Here is a 16,243-nt window from a genome sequence, read left to right as displayed (position 1 = left end):
CCCCGGGCATCCTCTTCGCCGATGAATCCACTCGAAGTTTTCACCCAGGACGACCTGATCACCGCGCTCGGCTACCCGACCGTCGCCAAAGGCCTCGGCTATCTCAGCCGGGTCAGCACCCTGTCGAGCGACGGCGAAACAGTGTCGGCCCTGGTGAAGGGCCGCCAGCGCACGCCCTACGACGTTTTCGCCGAAATCCGCGAGCAGGGCGGCCGCCGCCTGCTGCACAGCGAATGCACCTGTCCGATGGGCTACGACTGCAAGCACGTCGCGGCAATGATGCTGATGTGGCTGCACCAGCGCCGCCGCCCCGACCGTCCGCGCGAGCAGGTGATGGCGTGGGTGGAAGGCTTCCGCCATGCCGCCGCGGCACTGGCGCCCGGCGCCCGGCCGAAGCGCAAGACCGGCCCCGGCGCGCACGCGCTGCGTTACCTGATCGAACCGCAGGCCTACGGCAGAGACTACCTGCTCAGCTGCCACAAGGTCCGCCTCGACCAGGGCGGGCACATCCGCCACCGGGAAAGCTGGAGCAACATCGAACGCGCCCTGCAGGCGCCGCCCGCTTTCGTCGATGAGACCGATCTCGAAATCCTGCGCCTGCTGTGGGCCCACCGCCCGCGCGGACGCACCCACCCCACCAGCCTGCCGCTCGAAGGGCGCAACAGCGAAGCCCTGATGAGCCGGCTGCTCGACAGCGGCCGGCTCCACTTCCCCACCCTCGACACGCCGGCGCTGGAGGCCGGCGGCCCCCGTCCCGGGCGGGCGGACTGGCGCCTCACCGAAGACGGCCTGCGCGCGCCCACGGTGTGCGTCGACCCGCCGGCCGGGCTCGTGCTGCCGCTGCTGCCGCCGTGGTACGTCGACTCTGCCGCCGCACAGGCCGGGCCGGTCGCCCTCGACGTCCCCGCCGAGTTGGTCCATCGCCTGCTGTGGCTGCCTCCGCTGACCCAGTCCGAAGCCGAACTCGTCGCCGACACCCTGGCCGAAGTCGCTCCCGCGCTGCCCGCCCCCACCTTGCGCGGCGAACCGCCGGTCGAACTGGGCGGGACTCCGGTGCCACTGCTGCGCCTCGCCACCCGGCCGGTCGATCACGCCCGCTTCCGCAATTACGCGCCCTACGGCACCTACCTCTTCGACTTCGCCACGCTCGCCTTCCGTTACGGCCCGCTGACCGTCGACGCCCACGACGCGCGCACCTTCCACCCGCTGCCCGACGGCCGCAGCGCCCGCCTCGCGCGCGACGAAGCCGCCGAACGCGGCGCCACCCAGAAACTCGCCGCCGCCGGCTTCACCCGCATCCCGCCCGGCGCCGTGCAGGTCACCTGCGGCAGCCTGCCGGCCGACGCCCTCGGCCTGGCGAACGAAGCCGCCTGGCCGGCGTTCATGGCCGACACCCTCCCCGCCCTGCGTGCCGAGGGCTGGGACATCGAGCTGCCGGTCGATTTCCGCCACCACGCGATCGACATCGACGCCCTGATCCTCGACGTCGACGAAGGCGAGGACGGCTGGCTCGGCCTGTCGCCCGGGATCGAGATCGACGGCCGCAGCCTGCCGCTCGCCCCGCTGCTCGCCGGCCTGTTCGCCGAAGACCCGCGCTGGCTGTCCGGCCGCCTCGACGACATCGACGACCACGAAGCCCTGATCCTGGAAGACCCTGCGCTCGGCCGTCTGCGCATCAGCGCCGGCCGGCTGAAGCCGCTGGTGCGGGCGCTGGTCGACCTGTTCGACCGCCCCGACGGCGACTGGCGCCTGTCCCGGCTCGATGCCGTCCGCCTCGCCGAGCTCGATCTGCCCGGCCGCGGCGGCGAGCTCGTCGCCGGCCTCGCCGCCCGCCTGCGTGCGGCCGAGGGCATTGCCGCCGTCCCCGCGCCCGCGGGCTTTCGTGCCGAACTGCGCCCCTACCAGCTCGAAGGCCTGGCCTGGCTGCAGCACCTCGTGCGCTACGATCTCGCCGGCATCCTCGCCGACGACATGGGCCTGGGCAAGACCGCGCAGACCCTCGCTCACCTGCTCACCGAAAAACACGCCGGCCGCCTCGAGCAGCCGGCGCTGGTGATCCTCCCCACCTCGCTGGTGTTCAACTGGCAGGCCGAAGCCGAACGCTTCGCACCCGCGCTCAACGTGCTCAACCTGCACGGCGCCGACCGCCACGCCCGCTTCGGAGAGCTCGACGGCGTGGATGTGGCGCTCACCACCTATCCGCTGCTGTGGCGCGATACCGAAGCCTTGCAGGCGCGCGAATGGAGCCTGCTGATCCTGGACGAGGCGCAGACGGTGAAGAACGCCGCCAGCAAGGGCGCGCAGGTGATCCGCCAGTTGAAGGCCCGCCACCGCCTCGGCCTCACTGGCACGCCGCTGGAAAACCACCTCGGCGAGCTATGGGCGCAGTTCGACTTCCTGCTGCCGGGCTTTCTCGGCAGCCACAAGCAGTTCACCGCGACCTGGCGCACGCCGATCGAAAAACACGGCGACACCGTGCGCCGCGACCTCCTCGCCGCCCGCCTCAAGCCTTTCATCCTGCGCCGGCGCAAGGAAGACGTCGCTACCGAGCTGCCGCCGAAAACCGTGATCGTGCGCAGCGTCGACCTGGGAGGCGGCCAGCGCGACCTCTACGAGGCGGTGCGCGCAGCGATGGACGAGAAGGTGCGCGCCGAAATCGCCGGCAAGGGCTTCGCCCGCAGCCAGATCGTGATCCTCGACGCGCTCCTCAAGCTGCGCCAGGTGTGCTGCGACCCGCGCCTGCTGAAGTCGCCCGCCGCCGCCCGGGTGAAGGAACGCGCCAAGCTCGACCTGCTGATGGACATGCTCCCCGAGCTGATCGCCGAGGGCCGGCGCATCCTGCTGTTCTCGCAGTTCACCACCATGCTCGGGCTGATCGCGGCCGAGCTGGACAAGGCGAAGATCGGCTGGGTGGCGCTCACCGGCGACACCCGCGACCGCCGCGTGCCGGTCGAAGACTTCCAGAAAGGGCGCGTGCCGGTGTTCCTGATCAGCCTGAAGGCGGGCGGCGTGGGGCTGAATCTGACCGCCGCCGACACCGTGATCCACTACGACCCGTGGTGGAACCCCGCGGCCGAGAACCAGGCCACCGACCGCGCCCACCGCATCGGCCAGGACAAGCCGGTGTTCGTGTTCAAGCTGATCTGCGCCGGCAGCATCGAGGAGAAGATCCTCGCCCTGCAGGAAAAGAAAGCCGCGCTGGCCGAAGGGGTGCTGTCCGAAGATGCGAACGCGCTGGCGAAATTCGGCGAGGCCGACATCTCCGCCCTGCTCGCGCCGCTGCCCGCCCCCGCGCGCTGATCGCGGCCGGCGAAGCGCGCAGACACACAAACGCCCGGCCAGGCGAGGCCGGGCCGGGCGTCGTTGCGACGGGCGCGATTTTCAGCGCGCCGGTTCGGCGATGAAGATTTCCACCCGCCGGTTCATCGCCCGGCCGCTGGCGGTGGCGTTGTCGGCGATCGGCTGGCGCGAGCCGCGGCCGTCGATCGCGATGCGCTGCGACGCCACCCCGCGCATCACCAGATAGTCGCGGGTCGCGGCGGCGCGATTGACCGACAGTGGGTCGTTGATCGCATCCGAGCCGGTGCTGTCGGTGTGGCCGATGATCGTCACCGTGGTCACCGGGTGCTGGTTCAGGCTGCTGGCGAGGCGGTCGAGCACCGGGCGCATGTTGGGCTTGATGTCGTAGCGCCCGGTATCGAAGGAAATGTCGCTGGGGATATCGACCTTGAGCTGGTTGTCGGCGGTCTGGCTGACGCCAACGCCGGTGCCGGCGGTCGCCTGCTCCATCGCCGCCTTCTGCTCCTGCATGCGCTGCGACCACAGATAGCCGCCCGCAGCGCCGATCGCGGCACCGACCGCGGCGCCGGTCGCGGTGCTCTTGGACTTGTCGCCGCCGGCGGTGGCGCGGCCGATGATCGCCCCGGTCACCGCGCCGATCCCCGCACCGATGCCGGTGTCGCGCTGGGTCTCGCTCATGTTGGCGCAGCCGGACAGGCCACCGATCGCCAGCGTGAGGGCGGAAAGGGAAAGGACGAGCTTGTTCATGTTGTTTGCCTCCGTTGGATTGCGGGTTCGGGAATTATCGCCGGGTGGCGCTTCCACTCTAGCCCACCGGAGTGCAACAGGACATGACAACGAGGACATGACAACGGCGGACGGCGGCGCCGCCCCGGACGCGGCCGCGCTCAGCCGCGCAGGGCGTGGAACAGGGCGTATCCCACCCAGGTCATCAGCACCGAACCGGCAACGTGGATCAGCAGATGGAGGCCGAACCAGCCCAGGGCGCCGCGCTGGAGCAGGTGAAAGGCTTCCGCGGAGAAGGTCGAAAAAGTCGTCAACCCGCCGAGCAGGCCGGTCGTCAGCAGCAGCTTCAGCGCCGGCGTCATCGTTGGCCACGCCTGCACCGCCCCCAGGGCGAAGCCCATCAGCAGCCCGCCCACCAGATTCGCCGCCAGCGTGCCGAGCGGCACCAGGGCGAAGACCGGATTGAGCCACACCCCCAGCCCCCAGCGCAGCCAGGCACCGCAGGCCGCGCCCAATCCGACCGCGGCGAACGCCGCCCCGCTCACCGCCCCGCCTCCGCCGTAGCAACGCCCGCGCCGCGCATGTCCGTATCCCGCTGAAAATGGCAATGCCCCCGATTCTACCCACCCCCGGCGGCGGCGGCCGGGTTACGCCCGGCGGATCGGCTACAATCGGGCCGATCCGCATCCAGGCCCGCCCGGCCGTCATCCCGCACGCCACCTTCCGATGAAACCCGCAAAGACTCCTTCCGCCGACGCCCCTGCCGTCGCCTCCAACTTCATCCGCAACCTCATCGACGAGGACAATCGCTCGGGCAAGTGGGGCGGCCGCGTCGAGACGCGCTTCCCGCCCGAGCCCAACGGCTACCTGCACTACGGCCACGCCAAGTCGATCTGCCTGAACTTCGGCCTCGCCCAGGCCTACGGCGGCGTCTGCCACCTGCGCTTCGACGACACCAACCCGGAGAAGGAAGAGCAGGAATACGTCGACGCCATCATCGAGGCGGTGCACTGGCTCGGCTTCGAGTGGGGGGCGCATCTGTACTTCGCCTCCGACTACTTCGACACCATGTACGCCTGCGCGCAGAGCCTGATCGAGGCCGGCAAGGCCTATGTCGATTCGCAGTCGGCCGAAGAGATGCGCGCCACCCGCGGCACCCTCACCGAGCCGGGCAGGGACAGCCCGTACCGCAACCGCAGCGTGGCCGAAAACCTCGACATCTTCGCGCGCATGCGCGCCGGCGAGTTCGCCGAGGGCAGCCACGTGCTGCGCGCGAAGATCGACATGGCGAGCGCCAACATCAACCTGCGCGACCCGGCGATCTACCGCATCCGCCACGCCGCCCACCACCGCACCGGCGACGCCTGGCACATCTACCCGATGTACACCTTCGCCCACCCGATCGAGGACGCGATCGAGAACATCACCCATTCCATCTGCACGCTCGAGTTCGAGGACCAGCGCCCGTTCTACGACTGGCTGCTCGATGCGCTCGCCAGCGCCGGCCGCTTCCCGCGCCCGCTGCCGCAGCAGATCGAGTTCGCCCGGCTCAACCTCACCTACGTCGTGCTCTCCAAGCGCAAACTGATCCAGCTGGTCAACGACGGCCACGTCGACGGCTGGGACGACCCGCGCCTGCCGACCCTCGCCGGCGCACGCCGGCGCGGCTTCACCCCGGCGGGTTTCCGCCGCTTCGCCGAGCGCATCGGCGTCTCCAAGGCGGATTCGTGGATCGACATGAGCGTGCTCGAAGAATGCATGCGCGACGACCTCAACGAGGCCGCCGAGCGCCGCGTCGCCGTGCTCGATCCGCTCAAGCTCGTCCTCACCAACTACCCGGAAGGGCAGTCCGAACTGTGCCAGGCGCCCAACCACCCGCTCAAGCCCGAACTGGGCAAGCGCGACATGCCGTTCACGCGCGAGCTGTGGATCGAGCGCGAGGATTTCATGGAAGAGCCGGTCAAGGGCTTCCACCGCCTCTACCCGGGCAACATGGTGCGGCTGCGCTACGGCTTCGTGGTCAAGTGCACCGGCTGCGAGAAGGATGCCGCCGGCAACATCACCGCGGTGCTCGCCGAATACCTGCCCGACTCCAAATCCGGCACTCCCGGCGCCGACAACTACAAGGTCAAGGGCAACCTGCACTGGGTCTCGGCCGCGCACGGCTACCAGGCCGAAGTGCGCCTCTACGACCGCCTCTTCGCCCACCCCCACCCCGGCCAGCGCCGCGAGGGCGACGCCCCGGACGCCGAGCGCGACTTCATCGACGACCTCAACCCGGACAGCAAGCGCGTGATCACCGCCTACCTCGAACCGGCGCTGAAGGACGCCCGGCCGGAAGATCGCTTCCAGTTCGAACGCCACGGCTACTTCGTCGCCGACCGCGCCGACTCCCGCCCCGGCGCTCCGGTGTTCAACCGCACCGTGACGCTGAAGGATTCGTGGGCGAAGGGCGGGAAGTGACACCGCGCTGACAGGAGAGCGAGCATGGCCAGTGCCGACCGTACAACCGACCCGATCGCTGCCTCGCTCGCCTGCCTGCGCGGCCGTCTGCCTCCGGGCAGCCGGGTGATCGTGTTCGGCTCGCAAGCGCGCGGAGACGCCCGCGCAGACAGCGATCTCGATCTCCTCGTCATCGAGCCCGAAGTACGCAACCGCTTCGATGAAATGGCCCGCCTCGGTGCCTTGCTCGGCCGCCAATTGATTCCTGCCGATGTGGTCGTGATGAGCGACGAAGCGTTCGAGCAGGAACGCGCTCAACCGAACACGCTCGCCTGGCGGGCCGTTCACGAGGGCCGGATCCATGAGTTCCCCCGCTGAGTTCGCGCTCGGGCTACTGCACAGGGCCCGCGACGATGCCTACGTGGTTGTTCAACTCGTGCCCGACCATGCCGCACCGGACTGGGTCATCGGATTCCACGCCCAGCAAGCCGCCGAGAAGGCCCTCAAGGCCGTTCTCGCCAGCGCCAATGTCGTATTCCCAAGAACGCACAACATCGCGATGCTTCTCGCCCTGCTCCGGCAGAATGGAATCCAGCCGCCGAAGCAGAGCACCCTCCTCGAAAGGCTGACTCCCTTCGGTGTTGCAGCCCGATACGACAGCGAACTGGACCAGAGCTTTACCCTCGATCGAGCGCTCACACAGACAGAAATCATCGCAGTACTCGAGTGGAGTGAAGCCGTACTGACGGGCGTAAGCAAACCTGAAGCGGAGTCGCCATGAGTGTTCCCAAGTACCACGAACTGATGCGCCCCCTGCTCGACCTGATCGCCGATGGGCGTGCGCGCAATCTGCGCGAAGCATCGCAAGAGCTTGCGGAACGGCTGGCGCTGACCGACGAGGACCTCGCAGAAATCCTTCCCAGCGGACACTCCAGATATTTGAACAGGGTTGGCTGGGCAAAGAGCGGCCTCAACAAGACCGGACTCATCGAAAGCTGTGGCCGTGGACTGTTCCGGATCTCGGAAAAAGGCTGCGCAGCCCTACCTGACCTGCCCTTCCAGCTCGATCGGAAGTATTTCGAGACTCGCGGCATGGGCAGCTGGAAAGCCGTCGCCTCTCCCGATCCCGATGCACCAGGAATCTCCCTCGGGGCCGAACCCGACGAAACCTTGACTCCCGAAGAGCAGATCGACGAAACCCTGGCGGAAATCCAGGAAGCACTGGAGCAGGAAGTCCTCACCCAGCTTCGATCGATCAACCCAGCGAGCTTCGAGCGCTTCGTCGTGCGCCTTCTCGCCGCGATGGGTTACGGCGTCGGCGAAGTGACCGGGCGCTCCGGCGACGGAGGCATCGACGGCGTGATCTACGAGGATCGTCTCAAGCTCGACCGGATCTATCTGCAGGCAAAACGTTGGGCGGACGCCCCGGTAGGCGGCCCGGACATCAACGGATTCCTCGGTGCGCTGGCAAAGCACGGTGCAAATCGTGGGGTCTTCGTGACGACCAGTCGATTCACCCAGGATGCGAGGCGCGCAGTCGAGTTACCGCACTTGCGACTGGTTCTGATCGATGGCGAAGAGCTTGCCCGACTCGCGGTCGAGCATAACGTCGGCGTCTCGCTCAAGCGCAGGATCGAGCTGAAGCGTCTGGACAGCGACTTCTTCGACGATCTTTGAGCTCATCCTCGTGATGAAGACCCTGCGTCGCATTCTCCTTCTCGCGCTGCTTGCCGGACTGATCGCCACCGGCATCTGGTGGTTTGCCCGGCCGAAGGCGGTCGAAGTGGTGGTGCACGAAGTCGCGCGCGGGACGGTCGAGGCGACGCTGACCAATACCCGGGCGGGCGAGATCGAGGCCTGCCAGCGGGCGAAGATGGCGACCATCGCCGGCGGGCGGATCGAATGGCTGGGAGTCAGGGAAGGCGACCGGGTCGAGGCCGGGCAGGTGCTGATGCGGCTGTGGCATGGCGATCTCGACGCCCGCCTGGCGGTGAACCGGGCGCAGCTCGCCACCGCGCAGCAGCGCGTACGGGAAGCGTGCACCGTGGCCGACAACGCCGAGCGCGAAGCGGCGCGCCAGACGGCGCTGGCCGGACGCGGCTTCGTTTCCGCCAGCGCCGAGGAAAAGGCCCGCACCGAGGCGCGCGCGCGCCGCACCGCCTGCGACACCGCGCGCGCCGACACCGACACCGCCACGGCGCAGCTCGCCGCCACCACCACCGAGCGCCAGCGCCTGGTGCTGGTCGCACCCTTCGCCGGCACGGTGGCGCAGATTTCCGGCGAGCTGGGCGAGATCTCGATTCCCTCCCCGCCGGGCGTGCCGACGCCGCCGGCGATCGACCTCATCGACGACGCCTGCCTGTACGTGAAGGCGCCGATGGACGAGATCGACGCGCCCCGGATCGAACCCGGCCTGCCGGTGCGGATCACCCTCGAGGCGATCCCCGGCAAGGTCTTCGAAGGCCGCGTGCGGCGGGTCGCGCCCTACATCACCGCGGTGGAAAAGCAGGCGCGCACGGTCGCGGTGGATGTGGACTTCGCCGACCCGGCCGCAGCGCGCGGCCTGCTGGTCGGCTACAGCACCGACGTCGAGATCGTCCTCGCCACCCGCACCGACACCTTGCGCATCCCCACCGCCGCGCTGCGCGAAGGCGGCACCGTGCTGGTCGCGGAGGGCGGCGTCCTCGCCGAACGCCGCCTCAAGACCGGCATCGCCAACTGGGAATACACCGAGGTGCTCGAAGGCCTCGCCGCTGGCGAACGCATCGTCACCTCGCTGGAGCGCGAAGGCGTGGCCGCGGGGGCCGCGGTGACGGTGCGGCAGGACCCGGCGAAGCCCTGAACCCGGACGCGCCGGCGCGCTGCGGAAAACCTCATGGCCCAGATCGAACTCGACGGCATCGACCGCAGCTTCCAGCTCGGCGACAGCGAAGTGCACGCCCTGCGCGAGGTCTCGCTGCGCATCGACGCCGGCGAATACGTCGCGGTGATGGGGCCGTCGGGCTCGGGCAAGTCCACCCTGCTCAACCTGCTCGGCCTGCTCGACCGCCCCAACCGCGGCCATTACCGCCTCGAAGGTCGCGACGTCACCACCTTGTCGGCCGACGAGCAGGCGGCGGTGCGGCGCGCGCGCATCGGTTTCGTGTTCCAGAGCTTTCATCTCGTGCCGCGCCTGACCGCGGCCGAGAATATCGGCCTGCCGCTGATGCTGGCCGGCGTCCCCGCCGCCGCGCGGGCGCCGCGCGTGGCGCAGGCACTGCGCGACTTCGGCCTCGAAGAGCGCGCCGGCCACCGCCCCGAAGAGCTCTCCGGCGGCCAGCGCCAGCGCGTCGCGATCGCCCGCGCCACCATCATGCGCCCGGCGATGCTGCTCGCCGACGAGCCGACCGGCAATCTCGACCGTGCCACCGGCCAGGAAGTGACCGCCCTGCTCGAGGCGCTCAACGCCGCCGGCACCACGCTGATCGTCGTCACCCACGACCCGGTGATGGGCGCGCGCGCGCGACGCCGGATCCTGATGGAGGACGGCGCCATCGCTCAGGATCTGCGCACGGAGGACATCGCGTGAGCACGAGCACGAGCGCGTCCGCCGGCCGGCTCCAAGGCAACCCATGAGCCCGGCCGACACCCTGCGCTTCGCCACCCGCGCCGCCACCGCCTACCCGCTGCGCACCGCGCTGATGATGCTGGCGATGTCGATCGGGGTCGCCGCGGTGGTGGTGCTGACCGCGCTCGGCGACGGCGCACGGCGCTACGTCGTCAACGAGTTCGCCGCGCTCGGCGCCAACCTGCTGATCGTGCTGCCCGGGCGCACCGAGACCGGCGGCGTCAATCCCGGCAGCTTCGTCACCAGCACGCCGCGCGAACTCACCAACGACGACGCCGCCGCCCTCCTGCGCCTGCCCCTGGTGCAGCGGGTGGCGCCGCTCGCGGTCGGCAACAGCGAAGTGGCCGCCGCCGGGCGGCTGCGCGAAGTGATGGTGGTGGGCACCAGCGCCGACTTCCTCGCCCTGCGCGGCCTGCACATCCGCCACGGCAGCTTCCTGCCACGCGAGGACTTCGGCCGCGCTTCGGCGGTGGCGGTGATCGGCGACACCCTCCGCCGCGAGCTGTTCGGCAACCAGAGCGCGCTCGGACGCATGATCCGCATCGGCGACCACCGCCTGCGCGTGATCGGCGTGCTCGCCCCGGCCGGGCGCGGGCTGGGGATGACGACCGACGAGCTGGCCCTGGTGCCGGTCGCCACCGCGCAGGCGATGTTCGACACCAACGGCCTGTTCCGCATCTTCGTCGAGGCCCGCAGCCGCGACGCCCTGCCCGCAGCCCAGGGTCAGATCGAGGAGCTGCTGCGCGCCCGCCGCGAAGGCGAGCTCGACATCACCGTCATCACCCAGGACGCGGTGCTCGGCACCTTCGACCGCATCCTCGGCGCCCTGACCCTGGCGGTGGCGGGCATCGCCGCGATCAGCCTGGCGGTGGCCGGGATCCTGGTGATGAACGTGATGCTGGTCGCCGTCACCCAGCGCACCACCGAGATCGGCCTGATGAAAGCGCTCGGCGCGGGCACGGCGACGATCCGCGCCGCCTTCCTGACCGAAGCCGCGCTGCTGTCGCTGGCCGGTGCGCTCGCCGGCTTCGCCCTCGGCCACGCCGGCGCCTGGGGCGTGCGCCTGGCGTGGCCGGTGCTGCCCGCGTGGCCACCGGATTGGGCGGTGCTCGCCGCGCTCGCCACCGCGCTCGGCACCGGCATCCTGTTCGGCACCCTGCCCGCGCGCCGCGCCGCCCGCCTCGATCCGGTGCAGGCCTTGTCCAGGCGGTGACCCATCGATGCGCTGGCAAGACGCCCTCCACCTCGCCCTGCGCGCGCTGAGCGCACACCGGCTGCGCAGCTTCCTGACCCTGCTCGGGATCGCGGTCGGGATCGCCGCGGTGATCCTGCTGACTTCGATCGGCGAGGGCCTGCACCGCTTCGTGCTCGCCGAATTCAGCCAGTTCGGTACCAACGTCATCAGCCTCACTCCGGGCCGCCAGGGCGCGCGCGGCGGCCCGCCGGGGCTGCCCTCGACCGCGCGCGAGCTGACCCTGGACGATGCCGCGGCGCTCGCCCGCCTGCCCCGGGTACGCCACCTCAGCGCCTCGGTCAGCGGCAACGCCGAAGTCCGCGCCCGCGGCCGGGTGCGCCGCACCACGGTGCTCGGGGTCGGCCCGCAGATGCAGCAGGTGTATTCCATCCACGTCGTCGTCGGCCAGTTCCTGCCGCCCGACGACGACGCCCATGCCCGCCCCTTCGTGGTCCTCGGCGCCAAGCTCAAGCGCGAACTGTTCGGCGCCGGCAATGCCCTCGGCGAGCGCGTGCAGATCGGCGCCGAGCGCTTCCGCGTGATCGGCATCATGGAAGAAAAGGGCCAGTTCCTCGGCGTCGACCTCGACGACACCGCCTACATTCCGGTGGCGCGCGGCCTGGCGCTGTTCAAGCGCGACGGGGTGATGGAGATCGCCCTCACCTACGACGAGGCGCTGGCCGCGGCCACCGTCGCCGCCGACGTCCGGGCGCTGATGCGCGCGCGCCACGGGCGCGAGGACTTCACCCTGATCACCCAGGAGGACATGCTCGCCACCCTGTCGAACATCCTCGCCATCCTCACCGCCGCGGTCGGCGCACTGGGCGGGATCTCGCTCCTCGTGGGCGCGGTCGGGATCGTCACCATCATGACCATCGCAGTGTCCGAGCGCACCAACGAGATCGGCCTGCTGGTCGCCCTCGGCGCACGCCGGCGCACCATCCTCGTGCTGTTCCTGGGCGAGGCGGTGGTGCTCGCGGCGGCCGGCGGCGCCCTCGGCCTGGTGCTCGGCGCCGGCCTGGCGCAGGCCGCCGCGCTGCTGCTGCCGGCACTGCCGGTGGCCACGCCGTGGCATTTCGTCGCCGTCGCCGAACTGCTCGCGGTGCTGATCGGGCTGGCCGCGGGCGTCCTGCCGGCGCGCAGGGCCGCGCGGCTGAACGCAGTGGAGGCATTGCGCGCCGAATGAGCGCGAGCGCCGCCGCAGGGCGCGGGAGCCGGGTGAACATTGATTTCAATCAAGCTCGACCCCGATCCCGCAGCAAGAAATCTGCCCGAGTCTAGACTTGAAACGAAGCCGGTTGTGACATTGGTCACGATCCAGCGCATTTCGTTACCGCTCAAGGAGATCATCATGAGTGTCTTCGACGCCCCGATCGGCCGCTGCGAGGTCGTCCACGAAATGGTGCTGCTCGATGAAACCCGCCGCGAATGCGCCTGCGAGCACGGCTGCCCGCGCGGGCAGGCCTGCCCGCTCGCCCACTGCTTTGCCCGGCGCAGCGGTTTGTACGAAGCGCATCCCGAGTTCAAGGCCCTGATCCACCGCCACACGCCGCACGCCGTGCACTGAACGCGAGGGCGCGACCGACGCCCCCTGACGCCGCATCAGCGGCGCGACGGCCACCACAGACGGGCGCCGTTCAGAACTGCTCGTCGTCGCGCAGGAAGCGCCACTGGCCCAGCGGCAGGTCGCCAAGCTTGACCCCGCCGATGCGCACGCGCTTGAGGCCCACCACCGTCAGCCCGACCAGCTCGCACATGCGCCGGATCTGGCGCTTGCGCCCTTCGCGCAGCACGAAGCGCAGCTGGTCGTCGTTGACCCACTCCACCTTGGCCGGGCGCAGCCTGCGGCCGTCGAGTTCGAGACCGTGGTTGAGCCGCGCGAGGCCGTCGGCGGCGAGATCGCCTTCGACCCGGACCAGGTATTCCTTGTCGACTTCCGAGTGCTCGCCGATCAGCTGGCGGGCGATCCGCCCGTCCTGGGTCAGCACCAGCAGGCCGGTGGAGTCGATGTCCAGCCGGCCGGCGGGGGCGAGGTTTTTCAGCTGGCTGGGGTGGAAGCGCTGCGCGCGGTCGCGATCGAACTGGTTGTCGGCGCCGATCAGGCTCACCGCCGGGGCATAGCCGGGTTCGGGCTGGCCGGAGACGTAGCCCACCGGCTTGTGCAGCAGGATGGTGACGCGCTGCTGCTGGGTGCGCGTCGCCTCGGGCGCGAGCGTGATGCGCGCCTGCGGATCGATCCGCACGCCCAGTTCGGCCACCCGCTTGCCATCGACGAAGACCCAGCCGCGCTCGATGAACTCATCGGCCTCGCGGCGCGAGCAGATCCCACGCTCGGCCATCACCTTGGACAGGCGCACGCCGTCCGGCGACGCCGCCAGCGGCAGCGGTGGCGCGGCCGGGAGCGGGCGGGAAGGCGCCGGCCCGGCGGCGCGTGCCCCGCGCTCAGGGCGCGGCCCGCGCTCCGCCGCAGCCGGCGCCGGGGGAAGCCGGCTGCGCTCCCGGGCGCGGGCGCTCCGGAGCCTTGCCCGCCGGAGGGACGGGCGCCTCTCCCTACCCTTGCTCTCCTTACCCTTGCCCGCCGGAGGCACGGCCGCCCTCGCCTTGCCCTTGCCCTTGCCCGCCGAAGGCGCGGGCGCCTTGCCTTTGCCCGTGTCGGCGGCGCGGCTACGAGGGGCACGCTCCTTCCCTTCGGGAAGCGGACGCTCCCGTCCCGCAGGCAGCGCCTCCGGCGCCGGACTTGCGGGCGGCTGGCCGCGCTCGTCCTCGCCCGTGGCGGGTTGTTCTTCGCTTGCGCGGGGGCGCAGCTTGAGAGTGCCGCGGATGCGCGACGGCGCGGGCGCGGGAGGCGTTCGGCGTACAGTGTTCACGAGCGTTCCTGGAGGCCCCGCATACGCAGCGGGGCGGGGAAAGGGGGCGAGCCGTCGGGCACTCGGCGCGATCGCGCCGATGCTACCGGCAGCGCACCCGAAGCCGGCATTATCGCCCAAACCCCTGCGCAGGCCGCAGCGGTTTCGGCCGCTGGTGCGCGCCCCTCACCGCGCTAGCCGTGCGCGGGTGCGTCCCCTTCTGGTGAAACCTCGGAAAAGAAGCAGAACTGGTTGCGGCCGTTGCGCTTGGCGCGGTACATCGCCTGGTCCGCGTGCGTGATCAAGGCCGCAGGCGTCTTGCCGTCGTCGGGAAAGACAGCGATGCCCAGGCTGATGCTGACGTTGATCGTGACATCTCCGACGAGGACGGGTTGCGCCACACGCTTGACGAGCTTGCGCGCGATCGCCCCGGCGTCTTCGCGGCTGCAGAGGTTTTTCGCCAGCATCACGAACTCATCTCCGCCGAGGCGGGACACCATGTCGCTGTCGCGCAAGGTCGCGTCCAGGCGCTGGGCGACGGCCTTGAGCAGCTCATCGCCGACGCCATGCCCCAGGGTATCGTTGATGTGCTTGAACTGGTCGAGGTCCATGTAGAGGACGGCAAAGCGGTCGTGGTGGCGATGACCGTGCACACAGGCGTGCTGGATGGCGCCCTCGAAGCGCATCCGGTTGGGCAGGCCGGTCAGTGCATCATGGTGCGCCAGGTAGGTCATCTGCTCGGCCAGGCGCTTTTCCTCGGTGACGTCGGTCAACACCGCCAGCGTCCGCAGCAGGCCTCCATCCAGGCTGCGCTGCCGGATCGCCGAGATCCGGACGTCGACCGGCGCGCCGCTCCGGGTGCACATCTGCAGCTCGGCACCATCGATTCGCCCTTCGCGCAGGAGGCGGGGCCAAATTTCGCCGAGCGCCCGCCCCCGCGACTCCGCAGTCATGAATTCGGACGGACGCTGGCCGATCACCTCTTCGCGGCGATAACCCAGCCGCTGGCACCAGGCCTCGCTGACGCTGACCAGCTTTCCCTGCGGGTCGACGGCCTGCATCATCGCCGGAGTTTCGTTGTACAGGATGCGGAAGTCGTCTTCGCTTTCGGCGAGCCGGCGCAGGGTGTACCGCGTCCGCTCCAGGCTGGCGGCGAGCAGGACCGGCGGCACCAGGGTGAGGATCAGGGGAAGGTAGAACAGCGCCTCGCCGAACGCATCGGTTTCTGCCACGGGGCCGAACGCGCCTTTTGCGGTGAGGACGCCGACGATGATCGAAACCAGCAGGGCCGCGCTCGCCGCGCCCGCCATGTGGCCGATCACAGCGAGCAGGACCAGGCTGGTCGAAACATAGATGTAGGGGTGTTCCACCCACTGCGGCGCCCACCCCGCGACGACGGACACGAGCATCAGCCCGAGCACGACTTCGGGGCGCGACACGTCCTGCGACACGCTGTGCCAGCCCCGCACCAGCAACAGCATGCCCAGCGGCAGGAGCGCGATCGTACCGAGTGCGCTGCCCTCGAACCAGATCAGCCAGATCGCCAGGAAATCATCCCCCCCATCGGCGGACAAGGCCGCGGCGGCGATCAGCGCGCCGAAAAACGGCGGAACCACCCCGCCCAGCAGCAGGACCTTCAGCAGTGCGCAAACCTCCTGCAGACTCGCCGCCGGCGAGCAGAAGCGCCGCAACAAGGCCGCGCCGAGCAGAACCTCGAAGCCATTGCCGAGGAGAAACAGCAGGGACAGCCCGAAGTCCCTGCCGGTGAGCGCATTCACCGTCACCACCGCCACCGCCAGGGCTCCGGTCAGCACCGCCCAGTCGCGGCTGGGGCGGAACTGGAAGAACACCATGGCCATTGCATTGGCATACCACAGGGTCGCCATCTTGCCGGATTCGCGGGACAGCAGGACCGCCCCCAGGGCGACCGCGATGTACGCCCCCGCGAGCAGCGCGCCGGCGGCAGCGAGCGGCACTCTGGCGATGCCCGCGGCGGGAGCGGTGCCGGGTGGTCCGGGGGGGGTCATGTCGGGCTCCATAAAGGGTGGGACTGGCTGCGAGGCGCCGGGTACGGACCACGCCACCGGC

At 70.1% G+C, this 16,243-nt stretch carries 14 protein-coding genes; 10 read left to right on the top strand and 4 right to left on the bottom strand.

All coding sequences use genetic code 11. The annotated features are described in order from the left end of the window. Positions 1–21 precede the first annotated feature (21 nt). Positions 22–3,300: a DEAD/DEAH box helicase gene (locus Tharo_RS04445; RefSeq protein ID WP_107220159.1), complete on the top strand. Its 3,279-nt coding sequence runs from the start codon at positions 22–24 to the stop codon at positions 3,298–3,300. Between the two features lie 81 nt (positions 3,301–3,381). Here Tharo_RS04445 and Tharo_RS04440 read toward each other — a convergent pair whose 3' ends face one another. Beyond that, on the bottom strand, positions 3,382–4,047 hold the full coding sequence (locus Tharo_RS04440) for a YiaD family glycine zipper/OmpA-like lipoprotein (protein WP_107220158.1): 666 nt from the start codon (positions 4,045–4,047) through the stop codon (positions 3,382–3,384). A gap of 140 nt (positions 4,048–4,187) precedes the next feature. Beyond that, positions 4,188–4,571, bottom strand: a complete 384-nt coding sequence (crcB, locus tag Tharo_RS04435) for a fluoride efflux transporter CrcB (RefSeq protein WP_107220157.1) — start codon at positions 4,569–4,571, stop codon at positions 4,188–4,190. A 181-nt stretch (positions 4,572–4,752) separates the two neighbouring features. Between crcB and Tharo_RS04430 the strand changes: the two genes are divergently transcribed. From Tharo_RS04430 to Tharo_RS04390, 9 genes are all read left to right on the top strand, one after another. Continuing rightward, entirely contained in the window at positions 4,753–6,489 is a 1,737-nt protein-coding gene (locus Tharo_RS04430; protein ID WP_107220156.1) for a glutamine--tRNA ligase/YqeY domain fusion protein, read from the top strand. Positions 6,490–6,513: 24 nt separating this feature from the next. Further along, positions 6,514–6,846: a nucleotidyltransferase domain-containing protein gene (locus tag Tharo_RS04425; RefSeq protein ID WP_107220155.1), complete on the top strand. Its 333-nt coding sequence runs from the start codon at positions 6,514–6,516 to the stop codon at positions 6,844–6,846. Further along, the gene (locus tag Tharo_RS04420; protein ID WP_107220154.1) at positions 6,830–7,249 is read left to right on the top strand and encodes a HEPN domain-containing protein; all 420 of its coding nucleotides are present in this window, start codon (positions 6,830–6,832) and stop codon (positions 7,247–7,249) included. Before Tharo_RS04425 ends, Tharo_RS04420 begins: the two co-directional genes overlap by 17 nt. Further along, entirely contained in the window at positions 7,246–8,145 is a 900-nt protein-coding gene (locus Tharo_RS04415; RefSeq protein WP_107220153.1) for a restriction endonuclease, read from the top strand. The genes Tharo_RS04420 and Tharo_RS04415 overlap by 4 nt, the downstream gene beginning before the upstream one ends. Before the next feature lie 13 nt (positions 8,146–8,158). Beyond that, a complete protein-coding gene (locus Tharo_RS04410) occupies positions 8,159–9,310 on the top strand; it encodes an efflux RND transporter periplasmic adaptor subunit (RefSeq protein ID WP_107220152.1) in 1,152 nt (383 codons plus the stop codon). Positions 9,311–9,343: 33 nt separating this feature from the next. Beyond that, positions 9,344–10,036 carry an ABC transporter ATP-binding protein gene (locus Tharo_RS04405; RefSeq protein ID WP_107220151.1) on the top strand — a complete coding sequence of 231 codons (693 nt, stop codon included), beginning with the start codon at positions 9,344–9,346 and terminating at the stop codon, positions 10,034–10,036. Positions 10,037–10,079: 43 nt separating this feature from the next. After that, positions 10,080–11,288 (top strand): ABC transporter permease, encoded by a 1,209-nt coding sequence (locus tag Tharo_RS04400; RefSeq protein ID WP_107220150.1) that lies wholly within the window; start codon positions 10,080–10,082, stop codon positions 11,286–11,288. Positions 11,289–11,295: 7 nt separating this feature from the next. Then, positions 11,296–12,495: an ABC transporter permease gene (locus tag Tharo_RS04395; RefSeq protein ID WP_107220149.1), complete on the top strand. Its 1,200-nt coding sequence runs from the start codon at positions 11,296–11,298 to the stop codon at positions 12,493–12,495. Between the two features lie 165 nt (positions 12,496–12,660). After that, positions 12,661–12,876, top strand: coding sequence for a hypothetical protein (locus Tharo_RS04390; protein ID WP_107222303.1), 216 nt, complete (start codon positions 12,661–12,663; stop codon positions 12,874–12,876). A 70-nt stretch (positions 12,877–12,946) separates the two neighbouring features. Here the strand turns inward: Tharo_RS04390 and Tharo_RS17905 are convergent, their stop codons facing one another. Together Tharo_RS17905 and Tharo_RS04380 are read right to left on the bottom strand one after the other, a co-directional pair. After that, positions 12,947–13,666 (bottom strand): pseudouridine synthase, encoded by a 720-nt coding sequence (locus Tharo_RS17905; RefSeq protein ID WP_245880995.1) that lies wholly within the window; start codon positions 13,664–13,666, stop codon positions 12,947–12,949. Positions 13,667–14,349: 683 nt separating this feature from the next. Then, the gene (locus Tharo_RS04380; protein WP_159051658.1) at positions 14,350–16,182 is read right to left on the bottom strand and encodes a sensor domain-containing diguanylate cyclase; all 1,833 of its coding nucleotides are present in this window, start codon (positions 16,180–16,182) and stop codon (positions 14,350–14,352) included. Positions 16,183–16,243: the final 61 nt, after the last annotated feature.

Source organism: Thauera aromatica K172 (assembly GCF_003030465.1).
Taxonomy (GTDB): domain Bacteria; phylum Pseudomonadota; class Gammaproteobacteria; order Burkholderiales; family Rhodocyclaceae; genus Thauera; species Thauera aromatica.
The sequence above is the reverse complement of the archived record's forward strand: the minus strand, read 5'-3'. Positions and strand labels throughout refer to the sequence as shown.